Origin of the sequence: Delftia acidovorans SPH-1, assembly GCF_000018665.1 — a bacterium.
Classification (GTDB): Bacteria; Pseudomonadota; Gammaproteobacteria; order Burkholderiales; family Burkholderiaceae_C; genus Comamonas; species Comamonas acidovorans.
Window position 1 is genome coordinate 6,453,299 of record NC_010002.1, and the last position, 13,542, is coordinate 6,466,840.

Annotated in this window: 12 protein-coding genes; 8 read left to right on the forward strand and 4 right to left on the reverse strand. The window is 67.9% G+C overall.

The window, feature by feature from the left end; translation table 11 throughout:
- Window positions 1-83: 83 nt before the first annotated feature.
- The 7 genes from DACI_RS29315 (at window position 84) to DACI_RS29345 (ending at window position 8,349) form a co-directional block, all read left to right on the forward strand.
- Window positions 84-1,004: a LysR family transcriptional regulator gene (locus DACI_RS29315; protein ID WP_012207596.1), complete on the forward strand. Its 921-nt coding sequence runs from the start codon at window positions 84-86 to the stop codon at window positions 1,002-1,004.
- Window positions 1,005-1,295: 291 nt separating this feature from the next.
- Complete coding sequence (locus tag DACI_RS29320; RefSeq protein ID WP_012207597.1) at window positions 1,296-2,138, forward strand: GNAT family N-acetyltransferase; 843 nt, start codon at window positions 1,296-1,298, stop codon at window positions 2,136-2,138.
- Entirely contained in the window at window positions 2,135-2,656 is a 522-nt protein-coding gene (locus DACI_RS29325) for a phage tail protein (protein WP_012207598.1), read from the forward strand. Before DACI_RS29320 ends, DACI_RS29325 begins: the two co-directional genes overlap by 4 nt.
- An 18-nt stretch (window positions 2,657-2,674) precedes the next feature.
- Window positions 2,675-3,175: a phage tail protein gene (locus tag DACI_RS29330; RefSeq protein WP_012207599.1), complete on the forward strand. Its 501-nt coding sequence runs from the start codon at window positions 2,675-2,677 to the stop codon at window positions 3,173-3,175.
- Between the two features lie 28 nt (window positions 3,176-3,203).
- Window positions 3,204-3,746: a phage tail protein gene (locus DACI_RS29335; protein WP_012207600.1), complete on the forward strand. Its 543-nt coding sequence runs from the start codon at window positions 3,204-3,206 to the stop codon at window positions 3,744-3,746.
- Between the two features lie 29 nt (window positions 3,747-3,775).
- Window positions 3,776-8,041 (forward strand): IPTL-CTERM sorting domain-containing protein, encoded by a 4,266-nt coding sequence (locus DACI_RS29340; protein WP_043782956.1) that lies wholly within the window; start codon window positions 3,776-3,778, stop codon window positions 8,039-8,041.
- Between the two features lie 98 nt (window positions 8,042-8,139).
- Window positions 8,140-8,349: an oxidoreductase-like domain-containing protein gene (locus DACI_RS29345; protein WP_012207602.1), complete on the forward strand. Its 210-nt coding sequence runs from the start codon at window positions 8,140-8,142 to the stop codon at window positions 8,347-8,349.
- A 29-nt stretch (window positions 8,350-8,378) separates the two neighbouring features.
- Here the strand turns inward: DACI_RS29345 and DACI_RS29350 are convergent, their stop codons facing one another.
- The 4 genes from DACI_RS29350 to DACI_RS29365 all read right to left on the reverse strand — a co-directional run bounded on the left by DACI_RS29350 (window position 8,379) and on the right by DACI_RS29365 (window position 11,614).
- A complete protein-coding gene (locus DACI_RS29350) occupies window positions 8,379-8,849 on the reverse strand; it encodes a RidA family protein (RefSeq protein ID WP_012207603.1) in 471 nt (156 codons plus the stop codon).
- Between the two features lie 190 nt (window positions 8,850-9,039).
- Window positions 9,040-9,855 (reverse strand): ABC transporter permease, encoded by an 816-nt coding sequence (locus tag DACI_RS29355; RefSeq protein WP_012207604.1) that lies wholly within the window; start codon window positions 9,853-9,855, stop codon window positions 9,040-9,042.
- Between the two features lie 5 nt (window positions 9,856-9,860).
- Window positions 9,861-10,730: an ABC transporter permease gene (locus tag DACI_RS29360; protein ID WP_012207605.1), complete on the reverse strand. Its 870-nt coding sequence runs from the start codon at window positions 10,728-10,730 to the stop codon at window positions 9,861-9,863.
- A gap of 5 nt (window positions 10,731-10,735) precedes the next feature.
- Window positions 10,736-11,614, reverse strand: coding sequence for an ABC transporter ATP-binding protein (locus DACI_RS29365; protein ID WP_012207606.1), 879 nt, complete (start codon window positions 11,612-11,614; stop codon window positions 10,736-10,738).
- A 143-nt stretch (window positions 11,615-11,757) separates the two neighbouring features.
- On the opposite strand from DACI_RS29365, the gene DACI_RS29370 reads away from it, so the two are divergent.
- Window positions 11,758-13,542: a monovalent cation:proton antiporter-2 (CPA2) family protein gene (locus tag DACI_RS29370; RefSeq protein WP_043782958.1), complete on the forward strand. Its 1,785-nt coding sequence runs from the start codon at window positions 11,758-11,760 to the stop codon at window positions 13,540-13,542.

Genomic DNA, 13,542 nt, shown 5'->3' on the forward strand with positions numbered 1-13,542 from the left:
TGCCGGCCAATGTAGAAGGGCCAACCTGCAAAGAAAAGCGAAATAAATAGGAATCGATATTTCGATTTTGGAAGAATGTCGCCATGACCCTCAAACAGCTCGAAGCCTTCTACTGGGCCGCCACCTGCCTGAACTTCAGCGTGGCCGCCGACCGCGTGCACCTGTCGGTCTCATCGCTGTCCAAGCGCATTGCGGAGCTGGAGGCCTCGCTGGGCGTGCAGTTGTTCGACCGCAGCGGCCGCGCCGCCGAACTCACGCCCCAGGGCGAGCAGTTGCTGCCGCGCATCCGCGAGCTGCTGCACGGCGCCGCCCAGCTGCGCGAGGCGGCGGGCCGCAGCGTGGGCCTGCAGGGCCGCTGCCGCATCGGCTTTGGCGAGCTCAGCGGCCTGACCTGGCTGCCCCGGCTGGTGCAGCGGGTGGCCGAGCTGCACCCCGACCTGCAGCTGGAGCCCCACACCGACATCGGCCAGGTGCTGGAGCAGCGCATCGTCGATGGCGAGCTGGACTGCGTGGTCATCGCCGGGCCGTCCTCGCGCAGCAGCCTGGCCTTCGAGCAGGTCGCCCAGGTGCGCTTCGTCTGGGCCGCCAGCGACGACTTCATCGCCCGCGCCGGCACCGGCCTGCCCCGGCGCCTGGTGCGCGAGCAACTGCTGATCGCCCTGCCCACCGGCTCGGGCGCCACGCGCACGCTGGACGACTGGCTGGGCCGCCACGGCCTGGCAGTGGAGCGGCGCCTTTCCTGCAACAGCTGGGGCGCCGTGGTGGGCATGGTGGTGGACGGGCTGGGCTTCACCTACATGCCCGAGCAATGGGCCCTGGCCCTGCAGCAACGCGGCCGCCTGCGCGTGCTGGACGGCAGCGCCGAGGCCGCAAAGCACAGCGCGCTGGCCCCGCTGACCTACACCGTGCAATGGCGCCGCGACGATGCCCGGCCGCTGATCACGGAGATGCGCGAGATCATCCGCAGCGTGATCGATTTCCCGGCGCCGCGCTGTTTGAGTTGAATATCACTGATTTCAGGGATATTCAAAATAGCAATCCTGTAGTATTTGAATGAAGAATCAATATCAACAATAAGCAACATCAATGCATTGATAGGGCATTGTCAATTTCAAATATCAATCGATTCAGTTCCTTCCCTATGGGAACACTCATCTTCCGCATGAATTTCTTGGCATACTGAAAATCCTTTCTCAAAGAAATTTGACAATCCTTTGCAAAATCTGCCTATGATTTAACAACTCTTTTCTATTGTTCCCGACTGGAACTTCTGCGTTTCCAGTCGATTTCCATTCATGAGCACTGCGCCTGCCCATACCAGTCTCCGCAGCCCTCACGCCGAATCCTGCGGTGCGCTGGCGCTTCAACCCATTGGTTCCGGCGACGAAGCCGCTCTCCTGGCCATCTTCGCCTCCACACGCGAGCAGGAGCGCGAACAATTCGGCTGGCCCGAGGAGCAATGGAATGCCTTCATTCGCCAGCAGTTCATGGCGCAGCACACCCAGTATTCGACGGCCTACGCCAACCCCAGTTTCGATCTGGTGCTGCGCGATGGCGAGATAGCGGGCCGGCTGTATGTGGACCGCAGCCCGCAGGAAATCCGCGTGGTGGATATCGCCCTGCTTCCCAGGCACCGTCGCCAGGGCGTGGGGCGGCAGTTGCTGCAGGCTCTGACGGATGAGTCCGACGCCCTGGGCATTGACCTGGGCCTGCATGTGGAGAAGAACAACCCCATCCTCGGCCACTACCAGCGCCTGGGCTTTGTCACCGAGGCCGATCGCGGCGTGTACTGGTATATGCGCCGCGCGCCGCAGCCTGCGCGCATGCCCGGCCTTGAGGATTTCACCGGCCTGGTCGGCACCGATTTCGCGTTGCAGCTCCCCGGTGCCGCGCCCGTGGCGCTGCGCCTGGAAAAGGCCACGGTCACGCAGGGATTGCTGGCCTCGCGTTGCTCGCTGCGCTTCAAGGGGCCTGACATCGGCCGTCCGGCCCACGACACCTACCTGCTTTCCCACGAACGCCTGGGACGCTTTGCTCTGTTCCTGGGGCCCGTCGTGGATGCGGAGCCGGGGCAAACCAGCTACCAGGCACTCATCACACGCATGAACACGTCGATCAAGGAGGAGGAGACGCCATGAGCGAGGCATATATTGGAGAAATCCGTCTTTTTGCGGGCAACTATGCCCCCCAGAACTGGGCATTGTGCGACGGCAGGCTGATTGCCATCAGCGAGAACGACGCACTCTTCGCGCTGCTGGGTACCACCTATGGCGGCGACGGCGTCACCAACTTCGCACTGCCCAACCTGCAGGGCCGACTTCCTATTGGCCAAGGCCAGTTGCCGGGCGGGAGCAACCGCGTTCTGGGCCAGCACATGGGTGCGGAAGACGTAACGCTGAGCATCAGCCAGTTGCCCGGGCACACCCACCAGTTCTCGGTGGCTGGCGCCGCCAGCACCAGCAAGCCACAACAGCAGGTACCGGCAGCCGTCACGGGGTTCAACCTCTACGCCCCCTCACCCGCCACGACTGCCGCCACCCTGGGACCCAGCTCGATGCAGATCGTCGGCGGCGGGCAGCCGCACAACAACGTCATGCCCAGCCTGGTGCTGAGCTACATCATCTGCCTCTTCGGCATCTTCCCCAGCTTCGCATAGCACGGACAGGAGCACTTCATGGACCCTTTTCTCGGAGAGATCCGCGCATTCGCCTTTGGCCAGGTCCCAAGGGGCTGGCTGCTGTGCAACGGAGCGATTCTGCCGATCAGTACGAACCAGGCCTTGTTTGCGCTGCTGGGCACCCAATACGGCGGCAATGGCACCTCGAACTTCGCCCTGCCCGATCTGCGTGGTCGCGCGCCCATTGGATACGGCGGCGGCGTTGTGCTCGGCTTGATCGACGGCACGGAAAGCGTCACGCTGATCCCCAGCCAGATGCCCCTGCACACCCACCAGCTGCTGTCCAGCGCCGCGGTGGCCACCACCAATGTCCCCGGCGGCAATGTGATGGCCGAGGCCGCCAATGGCCTGTCTGCCTATGGCGCGCCCACCAATTCCTTCATGGCTGCCCCCGCCGTGAGCACCAGCGGCGGCAGCCAGCCTCACGAGAACATGCAGCCCTCGCTGGTCATCAACTGGTGCATCGCCAGCTCCGGGATCTTCCCGCCCCGCAACTGAACAAGCCTCCCCCCAAGGAAACATCCATATGGCAGATCCCTTCTACGGCGAGGTCCGCGCATTCGGCTTCTCCTTCGCCCCTGTCAACTGGGCCTTTTGCGCAGGCCAGACCATCCTGCTGCAGCAGAATCAGGCACTTTTTGCGGTCATCGGAAACCGGTTCGGCGGTAACGGAACCACCAATTTCATGCTGCCCAATCTGCAAGGCAGGGCCGCCATGGGCGCCGGCACGGGACCTGGACTGAGCCCCCGCGACATCGGTGAAACCATGGGCACAGCCACCGAAACGCTGACCATTGCGCAGATACCGCCGCATAGCCACGGCATCAGCGCCCAGGGGGCCGGCGCCACGACCGCCATCCCCAGCGGCAACTTGCTGGCGCAGGGCATGCAAGGCGTACCGCCCCGGGGCAGCGCCAGGCCCACCTATGCAGCGGGACCGGCCACTTCGGCCATGGCGCCGACAGCGCTGCTGCCCGTCGGCGGCAACCAGGCCCACAGCAATATGCAACCCGTTCTGGCGCTGAATTTCTGCATCTGCCTGTACGGCGAATTCCCCGTCAGGTCCTGACGTTCTTCCACCTCCAGCCATTGCCCGCCATGCCCACCAACCACACCCCCAGGCCCAAGTCCGCTTCACGCATGCTGTCCATGTGGTTTGCGTGGTTCATAGGGTTGGTGATGGCGCTGGCGGCTCCGGCCCATGCCGCAGTGACTTCGGGGATCATCGGCTTCGGGACCGGCGCCGCGCCTGGCGCCTTCCTGGATGTGGCCTCGGACTACAACGGGCTTCGCTTCACCGGCCAGTGGTCCTATTTCGCTGCAGTGGACCTGCAGGCAGGCACCCCGGGAATCATCACGTCCGGCGACGCCATCACCTCCACCACCCTTGACGGCAACGCCATCATCAAGGCGGCCAATGGCACGGACCGCTTCAGCCTCGCACAGGTGCGCATCCATGCTTACGGCTCCATGACCCAGTTCACACTCACGGGCTATCGCGGCGGCAGCCCCGTGTCCGGTGCCATCGTGACGGTCACCAAGACGTCTCCCATGACCCAGCAATTCGTCCCTATCGATCTGAGCGCGCTGGCTGATGTGGACGAAGTACGGGTATCCAACAACGCCACGGTTGGCGAAGGCGGCAACTTCGCCTTCGACGATCTGGCCGTCGATCCCTTCCCCCCTGCCGCACCCACGGCGACGGCACTGTCGCCCACGAGCGGCCTGGCCGCTGGCGGATATCCGGTCACCATCACCGGAGCCAACTTCACCAACGTGATCGGCAGCTCCATCGTGACCGCCGTGAGCTTCGGCGGCACGCCGGCGACCAGCTTCACGGTCAACAGCGCCACCCAGATCACGGCCACGGCACCGGCAGGATCGGGCACGGTGAACGTGACCGTCACGACGGCAGGCGGCACCAGCGTCACTGCCACAGCCAATCAGTTCACCTATCTGCCCGCGCCCACGGTGACATCCGTCTCGCCCAACTTTGGCCCGCAGGCAGGCGGCACCAGCGTGACCATCACCGGCACCGACCTGTCCGGCGCCACCGCCGTGCTATTCGGCGGGACAACCGCCACCAGCTATGTTGTCAACAGCGCCACCCAGATCACCGCCACCTCGCCTGCGGGCACAGGCCCGGTCGATGTGCGCGTCACAACGGCGGGCGGCACCAGCGCCATCAGCGGGGCCGATCAATTCAGCTACCTGGCAACGCCCACGATCACCAGCATCTCGCCCACGGCGGGCCCTCAGGCGGGCGGCACGGCGGTCACCATCACAGGCACGAACTTCATCGGCACCACGGGCGTGAACTTCGGCGCCTCGGCAGCGACCGGCTTCACGGTCAACAGCGCCACCAGCATCACGGCCACGGCGCCGCCCGGAACGGGCACCGTGGACATCCGCGTCAGCAACTCCGTCGGCACCAGTCCCGCCGTTGCCGCTGACCAGTTCACCTATGTGGCGGCACCGTCGGTCACCTCCATCTCGCCCACGGCAGGCCCCACCGGCGGCGGCACCACGGTGACCATCACCGGTACCGGCTTCGCCGCAGCACCTGGCACCGGCGCCGTGCGCTTCGGCGCCACGACCGCCACCTACACCATCAACAGCAACACCCAGATCACCGCCACCGCGCCCGCGGGCAGCGCTGGCACGGTCGATGTGACGGTGACCACGGTGGGCGGCACCAGTGCCACCAGCGCAGCCGATCAGTTCACCTATGTGCCCGCGCCCACGGTGACTTCCATCTCGCCCACCAGCGGCCCGACCAGTGGGGGCACCACGGTGACCATCACCGGCACCAACTTCTCCGGTGCCACGGCCGTGACTTTCGGCGGCACGGCCGCCAGCGGCTTCACGGTCAACAGCAACACCCAGATCACTGCCACCGCGCCTGCCCAGGCCGCGGGCACGATCGATGTGCGCGTGACCACGGGGGGCGGCACCAGCGCCACCAGTGCGGCAGACCAGTTCACCTATGTGTCCGCACCCACGGTGACTTCCGTCTCGCCCACGGCAGGGCCCACCGCAGGAGGAACCTCGGTGGTCATCACCGGCACCAACCTCTCCGGCGCCACGGCCGTGACCTTCGGCGGCACGGCCGCCACGGGCTTCACGGTCAACAGCGCCACGCAGATCACGGCCACCGCGCCTGCAGGGTCGCCGGGCACGGTCGATGTGCGCGTCACAACGACTGGCGGCACCAGCGCCACCGGCGCGGCAGACCAGTTCACCTATGTGTCCGCACCCACGGTGACTTCCGTCTCGCCCACGGCAGGGCCCACCGCAGGAGGAACCTCGGTGGTCATCACCGGCACCAACCTCTCCGGCGCCACGGCCGTGACCTTCGGCGCCACGGCCGCCACGGGCTTCACGGTCAACGGCGCCACGCAGATCACGGCCACCGCGCCTGCCGGCACGGGCACGGTAGATGTGCGCATCACCACCGCGGGCGGTACAAGCGCCACCAGCGCGGCCGACCAGTTCACCTATGTGCCTGCGCCCACGGTGACCTCCATCTCGCCCACCAGCGGCCCACAAGCGGGCGGCACCACGGTGACCCTGACCGGCACCAACCTGTCCGGCGCCACGGCCGTGACCTTCGGCGCCACGGCCGCCACGGGCTTCACGGTCAACAGCGCCACGCAGATCACGGCCACCGCGCCTGCCGGCACGGGCACGGTAGACGTGCGCATCACCACCGTGGGCGGTACCAGCGCCACCAGCGCGGCCGACCAGTTCACCTATGTGCCCGCACCCACGGTGACTTCGGTCTCGCCCGCAAGCGGTTCTTCGATTGGTGGCACCACGGTCACCCTGACCGGCACGAACTTCACCGGCGCCACGGCCGTGACCTTCGGCGGCACGGCCGCCACGGGCTTCACGGTCAACAGCGCCACGCAGATCACGGCCACAGCGCCTGCGGGATCGGCGGGCACGGTCGATGTGCGCGTCACAACGACTGGCGGCACCAGCGCCACCGGCGCGGCAGGCCAATTCACCTATGTGGCCATCACGGTGACGCCCGCGACGCTGGCCGGCACGCCCAAGGTAGGCGTCTCGTTCAACGAGACCCTGACCGCCAGCGGCGGCGCAACCCCCTACACCTTTGCAATGGCCAGCGGCAGCACGCTGCCCACAGGCCTGTCGCTGTCGCCCGCCGGGGTGATCAGCGGCACGCCCACGGCGGCCGGAGCCTTCAGCTTCACGGTGCAGGCGACCGACAACAGCAGCATCAGCGGCCAGCGCACCTACAGTGGCAGCGTGACGGCAGCCACGGTGGTGCTGACGCCTGCAGCTTCCACGCTGCCGGCTGCCAGGCTGAACACGGCCTATGCAGGGCAGACCTTCACTGCCAGCGGAGGCACGGCGCCCTACACCTACGCCAGCAGCGGCACGCTGCCGACCGGAATGACGTTCAACGCCAGCACCGGTGTTCTGAGCGGCACGCCCACCGCGGCGGGAAGCTTCACCTTCACCATCACGGCCACGGACTCCTCCACGGGCACGGGTGCTCCGTTCACCTCGGGCAGCACCAGCTACACCCTGGTGGTGAACTCCACCAACGCCGACCTCAGCGCCCTGGCACTGAGCAGCGGCACGCTCGCACCGGGCTTTGGTGCAGGCACCCTGGCCTACACGGCCACCGTGCCCAACAGCAGCAGCACCGTCACAGTGACGGCCACCGCAGCCGATGCGGGCGCCACGATCCTGGTCAACGGCGCAGCGGCTTCCACCCCGGTGGCGCTGAATGTGGGCAGCAATACCGTGTCCATCGAAGTCACGGCGCAGGACGGCACGACCAAGAAAACCTATGTGGTGACGGTGACGCGCGAGGCCAGGCAAAGCGCCTCGGGCTCGGGTGTGGATCTGGGCATTGCCAACAGCAGCCCCACCTGCACGCTGACTGCGGCCAACTTCACCTCGCCTTCTGCCGTGGCCGGCTCGCTGGGCCCGCTGCCGGCGGCCTTTGCCTACCCGCAGGCCGCCGTGGACTTCACGGCCAAGCAGTGCGCCCCCAGCAGCACGCTGACCGTGACCCTCACCTTCACGTCCCCCGTGCCCGCCAACGCGCAGCTGATGAAGTACGACGCCACCGCAACGCCCAAGTGGCAGCCCTTCACGCCCACCATCAGTGGCAACCAGGTCAGCTACACCATCGTGGACGGCGGCCTGCGCGATGACGACAAGACGGTCAACGGCGAGTTCGTGGACCCCGTGATCCTGGCCGTGCCGGCTCCCCCATCGGCACAGAGCATTCCCACGCTGGACCGCTGGGGCCTGCTGCTGCTGTCGCTGATGGCGGGAGCAGCCGGCTTCATGGGCATGGCGCGCAGGCAGCGTACCGGACGGTAAGACGCGTCAACAAGCAAACCCGCGCTGCTGCATGTCGGCAGCGCGGGTTTGCTTTTGGTGCTCTACAGAAAGCCCCGTGGCGCGAGACAATCGCCCCCATGACCACCGCGCCGATTCCCGTTTCCGCAGATTCCGCCGCCTCCGCCGACCCCATGCCCCAGCCGCCCGAGCAGCCCGACCTGGACGCCTGCTGCGGCAATGGCTGCGACCCCTGCATCTTCGACAGCTATGACCTGGCCATGGACGAGTACCGCCAGGCGCTGCGGGCCTGGAAGGCGCGCAACGAAACGCCAGCGGGCCAGGGATAGGGATAGGAATAGGGATAGGGGTAGCGCGATCAGTCCACGCGGGCGATCAGGTCCAGCTCCACGGCAGCGCCCTTGGGCAGCTGCAGCACGCCCACCGAAGTGCGCGTGTGGGCACCCACGGGGCCCAGCACCCGGGCGATGAGGTCGGAGGCGCCATCGGCCACCTCGCTTTGCTGGGTGAAATCGGGCGCCGAGCGCACATAGACGGTGATGCGTGCAACGGCGCGCACGGCATCGAGCGAGCCGGCTGCGCGCTGCACGAAGGCCAGGGCGCGCATGGCGCAGATGGCGGCGGCCGTTCTGGCCGATGCCAGGTCGATCCCGGCGCCGACCGTCCCCACGTAGAGCACTTCATCGCCCACGCGGGGAATCTGCCCGCTGACGAACAGCTGCTGGCCGTCGCGCACGACGGGGCTGTAGTTGCCGCCTATTTTGATCTCGCCATCGAAGCGGTGGCCGAGCTCGAGGGCGGCCTGGGCGAAGCGTTCATCTGCTGTCATGGTCTGGTGTCCCGGAGTAAGGCAAGCGCGCAGTCTAGAGCGTGTTATGCACTTTTAAGTACCCGCGTTGGTTCTGCGCGCTGGTGATCGCAAGGCGCAGTGCGCCGCCAAGGCTCATGCCTTGGCAAGCGCTGCAACGCCGCGAGCGCCTGCGCGCAGAGCCTGTGGCGCACCGGCGCCTGCGGCGGCTTCAACTGCCCGTGGACGCGTAATGCCTCACTCCCATGCGCCAGGCGCCCGAGGCCAGCCAGAGGAAGGCAAAGCCGGCCAGCGGCGAGACCCAGCCCAGCCAGGCCGGCGCGCCCAGCGGGTCGGGCTTGCCCAGCACGGCCAGCGCCGGGTAGTAGGCCACGCAGGCCAGCGGCACGGCGAAGGTCAGCAGGCGGCGAAACCACTGCGCGTACAGGGCCAGCGGGTACTGGGCGGCCTCGACGCTGCCGTAGCTCAGCACATTGGCGGCTTCCAGGCTTTCCACGGTCCAGAACGAGAGCGCGCCCTGCAGCACCAGGATGCCCAGGAACAGCGCCACGCCACCCGCCACGGCGAACAGCGCCACGGCGACGGCCTGGGGCGTCCACGCCACGGCGCCCTGGGCCGTGGCAAAGCCCAGCACCAGCAGGCCCTGCAGCAGGCGGCCCAGGCGGCTGATGCGCACGTCATGGCCCATGAGCTGCAGCCACACGGGGCGCGGACGCAGCAACAGGCGGTCGAAGGCGCCGGTGCGCAGGAACTGCGTGCCCAGCACGTCGAAGCCCCGGCCCAGCGCATCGGCCAGGGCGAACATGCAGTTCACCAGGCCATAGAACACGGCCACTTCGCCGATGCGCCAGCCCTGCACCTCGCCAAACCGGTGGAACAGCGCCCAGACGGCGATGACCTCGATGCCCGTGACCAGGAACTGGCCCAGGGTCAGCATCAGCGCCGAGGCCGGGTAGCGCGCCTGCCCGCCCAGCGAGGCCAGCGCCAGGCGCAGGAACATGGACAGCGATCCTTTTTGCTTGGCCATGGCGCTCACCCGCCCTGCACTTCGAGGCCGCGCATGGTGCGCGCCATGGCCACGCGGCCCAGGGCCACGATCACGGCAATCCACAAGGCTTGCAGCGCCAGGCAGGCCAGCATCTGCGCACCGGCCATCTGGCCGAAATAGATGCGCGCAGGAATGTCCATCACACCGGCCAGCGGCTGCAGCAGCAGAGCGGCCTGCCAGGCGTCGGGCATCAGCGCCAGCGGCAGCAGGTTGCCCGACAGCACGATGACCACGGGCGCGGCCAGCGTGTTGATGCCTTTTTCATTGAGCGCGGCGGCAGCGGCAACGTTCAGCAGCATGACCAGTGCCGTGGACAGCAGCAGCGCCAGCAGCATGGAGGCGGCAAAGCCCAGGCCTGCGGCCCAGCCGGCCGGCGGCTGCCAGCCCCAGGCGCCCAGCCCCATCAGCGGCAGGGCCAGCCCTGCAAACGCCACCATCAGCGCCACGCGCGGCAGCACGCGCGCGGCGATCCAGCCAGCCGAGCGCACGAACCACAGCGCATAGGCATCCACGGGCCGCAGCCGGTCATAGGCAACGGCACCCGTGCGCACGGCCAGGGCCACGTCGGGGTCGCCGCTCCAGGGCAGCAGCGCGAACAGGCCCTGGGCCAGCCAGGTGTAGGTGATGGCGTGCTCCAGCGAGATGGGCGCGCCGGCCGATGCCGAGGCGCTGCCGTAGAACGCCGCCAGCACCATGGTCTTGATGGCGCCCCACCAGCACTGCGTGGCAAAGCCCGCGTAGGCGGCCGTGCGGTACTGCAGCATCAGCAGAAAGCGCGAGGCGAAGGCGGCCTTGTAGGGGCGCAGCAGGTGTTGCAGGCGGTGCATGCGGTGCAGGCGCTGGTGCGGTCCCATGGCGCTCAGACCTCCGAGGCACCATGCATGGCGTAGAAGCGGGCGATCACGGCCTCGATGGCCATGTCCTGCCCCTCGCCCTCGCCTTCGCCTTCGCCTTCGCCTTGGCCTTCGACCGTGCCATCGCGCTGCGCCGCCACGACCTGGGCGCGCAGCGCATCGACCGCGCAGTCGGCCAGCACGCGGCCATGGCCGATGACGATGACGCGCCGGGCCAGCGCCTCGATGTCGTGCATGTCATGCGTGGTCAGCAGCACCGTGGTGCCGCGCTCGCGGTTGGCGCGCAGCACGAACTCGCGCACGGCCAGCTTGGAGGGTGCGTCCAGGCCGATGGTGGGCTCGTCCAGGAACAGGATCTCGGGCTCGTGCAGCAGGGCCGCGGCGATCTCGGCGCGCATGCGCTGGCCCAGGGACAGCTGGCGCACGGGCTGGTCCAGCAGCCGCTCCAGGTTCAGCATGGCCACCAGCTCATCGCGGGTGCGCGCAAAGCGCAGCGGATCGACCCGGTACAGGTCTCGCAGCAGGTTGAAGCCGTCGCCCACGGGCAGGTCCCACCACAGCTGCGAGCGCTGCCCGAAGACCACGCCGATGCGGCCCACATGGCGCTGGCGGTCGGCGAAGGGGTCGCGCCCGTCCACCTCCACGCGCCCGCCATCGGGCCGCAGGATGCCCGACAGGATCTTGATGGTGGTGGACTTGCCCGCACCGTTGGGGCCGATGAAGCCCAGCAGCTCGCCACGCTCCAGTGCGAACGACACGCCATCCAGCGCCTGCACCGTGCGATGGCGCGGATGCACCAGCGCGCGCAGCGCGCCCATCACGCCGGGGTCGCGTTCATGGATGCGGTAGGTCTTGCGGAGGTCGTGGACGAGGATCTGGGGCATGGCGCTGGGCGGTGAGGTAAGCGCAGAGGGGTGGCACAGAGGGGGCGCGATTCTACACAGGACCGGGCTTTGCTATCCTGCGCGCAAATTCGCGGATGGAAATCCGCCTTGCCGCACGCACGCTCACACAAAGGAAACACAACATGGCAGCTGAAGGCAATGCAAGCCAGCTCGTAGGAATCGTCACGCTGCTGGGGGCCGCCGTGGTGGCCGTGCCGCTGTTCAAGCGGCTGGGCCTGGGCGCCGTGCTCGGCTACCTGGCCGCCGGCCTGGCCATCGGCCCCTATGGGTTGGGCCTGGTGACGGACGCGCAGACCATCCTGCACGTGGCCGAGCTGGGCGTGGTGATGTTCCTCTTCGTCATCGGGCTGGAGATGAAGCCTTCGCACCTGTGGGACCTGCGCGGCCAGATCTTCGGGCTGGGCAGCCTGCAGGTGGTGGTGTGCGCACTGCTGCTCACGGGCGTGGGCATGGCCTTCGGCTTTCCGTGGCAGGTGGCCTTCGTCAGCGGCGCGGGCTTCGTGCTGACCTCCACGGCCATCGTCATGCAGGTGCTGGCCGAGCGTGGCGACATCCTGGCACCGCGCGGCCAGCGCATCGTCTCCATCCTGCTGTTCGAGGACCTGCTCATCGTGCCGCTGCTGGCCGTGGTGGCCTTTCTGGCGCCTGCCGATGCGGCTCCCGTGGCCACCTCGCCCCTGTGGCAACGCGCGGGCGTGGCCCTGCTGTCGCTGGGCGCGCTGGTGGGCGCGGGCCTGTGGCTGCTGAACCCGCTGTTCCGCATCCTGGCCAAGGCCAAGGCGCGCGAGGTGATGACGGCCGCCGCGCTGCTGGTGGTGCTGGGCGCCGCCCTGCTGATGGAGATGGGCGGCCTGTCCATGGCCATGGGCGCCTTCGTGGCGGGCGTGCTGCTGTCCGAATCCTCGTTCCGCCACCAGCTGGAGGCCGATGTGGAGCCCTTCCGCGGCCTGCTGCTGGGCCTGTTCTTCCTGGGCGTGGGCATGGCGCTGAACCTGGAGGTGGTGGCGCTGAACTGGCGCATCGTGGGCCTGGGCGTGGTCGCTCTGATGCTGGGCAAGGCGCTGTGCATCTACGCCGTGGCCCGCGTGGCACGCAGCAGCCATGCCGATGCGCTGGACCGCGCCATCCTCATGGCCCAGGGCGGGGAGTTCGCCTTCGTGCTGTTTGCCGAGGCGCTCAAGCTCGGCGTGCTCGACCCCGAGGTGCATGCCAACATGACGGCCATCGTCGTGCTGTCCATGGCCATCACGCCGCTGGTGGTGGTGCTGCACAAGCGCCTGGCAGGCGCCGAGGCCGTGTCGCTGGACGGCGTGGAGGCGCCGCAGGACCTGCGCGGCAACGTGCTGGTCATCGGCTTCGGCCGCGTGGGCCAGATCGCCAGCCAAGGGCCGCTGGCCCGTGGCGCCAAGCTGTCCATCATCGACAACGACCCCGACGTGATCCGCAACGCCGAGCCCTACGGCTTCAAGGTCTACTTCGGCGACGGCGCGCGCGCCGACATCCTGCATGCGGCCGGCGCCAGCCATGCCAGCGCCATCCTGGTCTGCGTGGACAGCAAGGCCGCCGCCACGCGCATCGTGGAGAACGTGCGCCACGAATGCCCGCACGCCCGCCTCATCGTGCGCGCCTATGACCGCGAGCACGCGCTGGAGCTCATCCAGAAGGACGCCGACCATGTCGTGCGCGAAAGCTTCGAGTCCGCCCTGCTCATGGGCCACCATGCCGTGCTGGCCCTGGGCGCCACCGAGGACGAGGCCCAGACGCTGGAAGCCGAAGTGCGCGGCCGCGACACCGAGCGCTTTGCGCTGGAGACCGCCGGCGGCAACTTTGCGGGGCGCGCACTGCTGCTGGGAAATATCGAGCGCATCGATCCGCCCCGGCACGACAAGCCCACCGCCAGGGACTGA

What these genes read in the sequence shown, in the direction of transcription:
- DACI_RS29315 (WP_012207596.1), top strand. Translation starts at nt 84, where the DNA reads ATGACCCTCAAACAGCTCGAAGCCTTCTACTGGGCCGCCACCTGCCTG.
- DACI_RS29320 (WP_012207597.1), top strand. Translation starts at nt 1,296, where the DNA reads ATGAGCACTGCGCCTGCCCATACCAGTCTCCGCAGCCCTCACGCCGAA.
- DACI_RS29325 (WP_012207598.1), top strand. Translation starts at nt 2,135, where the DNA reads ATGAGCGAGGCATATATTGGAGAAATCCGTCTTTTTGCGGGCAACTAT.
- DACI_RS29330 (WP_012207599.1), top strand. Translation starts at nt 2,675, where the DNA reads ATGGACCCTTTTCTCGGAGAGATCCGCGCATTCGCCTTTGGCCAGGTC.
- DACI_RS29335 (WP_012207600.1), top strand. Translation starts at nt 3,204, where the DNA reads ATGGCAGATCCCTTCTACGGCGAGGTCCGCGCATTCGGCTTCTCCTTC.
- DACI_RS29340 (WP_043782956.1), top strand. Translation starts at nt 3,776, where the DNA reads ATGCCCACCAACCACACCCCCAGGCCCAAGTCCGCTTCACGCATGCTG.
- DACI_RS29345 (WP_012207602.1), top strand. Translation starts at nt 8,140, where the DNA reads ATGACCACCGCGCCGATTCCCGTTTCCGCAGATTCCGCCGCCTCCGCC.
- DACI_RS29350 (WP_012207603.1), bottom strand. Translation starts at nt 8,849, where the DNA reads ATGACAGCAGATGAACGCTTCGCCCAGGCCGCCCTCGAGCTCGGCCAC.
- DACI_RS29355 (WP_012207604.1), bottom strand. Translation starts at nt 9,855, where the DNA reads ATGGCCAAGCAAAAAGGATCGCTGTCCATGTTCCTGCGCCTGGCGCTG.
- DACI_RS29360 (WP_012207605.1), bottom strand. Translation starts at nt 10,730, where the DNA reads ATGGGACCGCACCAGCGCCTGCACCGCATGCACCGCCTGCAACACCTG.
- DACI_RS29365 (WP_012207606.1), bottom strand. Translation starts at nt 11,614, where the DNA reads ATGCCCCAGATCCTCGTCCACGACCTCCGCAAGACCTACCGCATCCAT.
- DACI_RS29370 (WP_043782958.1), top strand. Translation starts at nt 11,758, where the DNA reads ATGGCAGCTGAAGGCAATGCAAGCCAGCTCGTAGGAATCGTCACGCTG.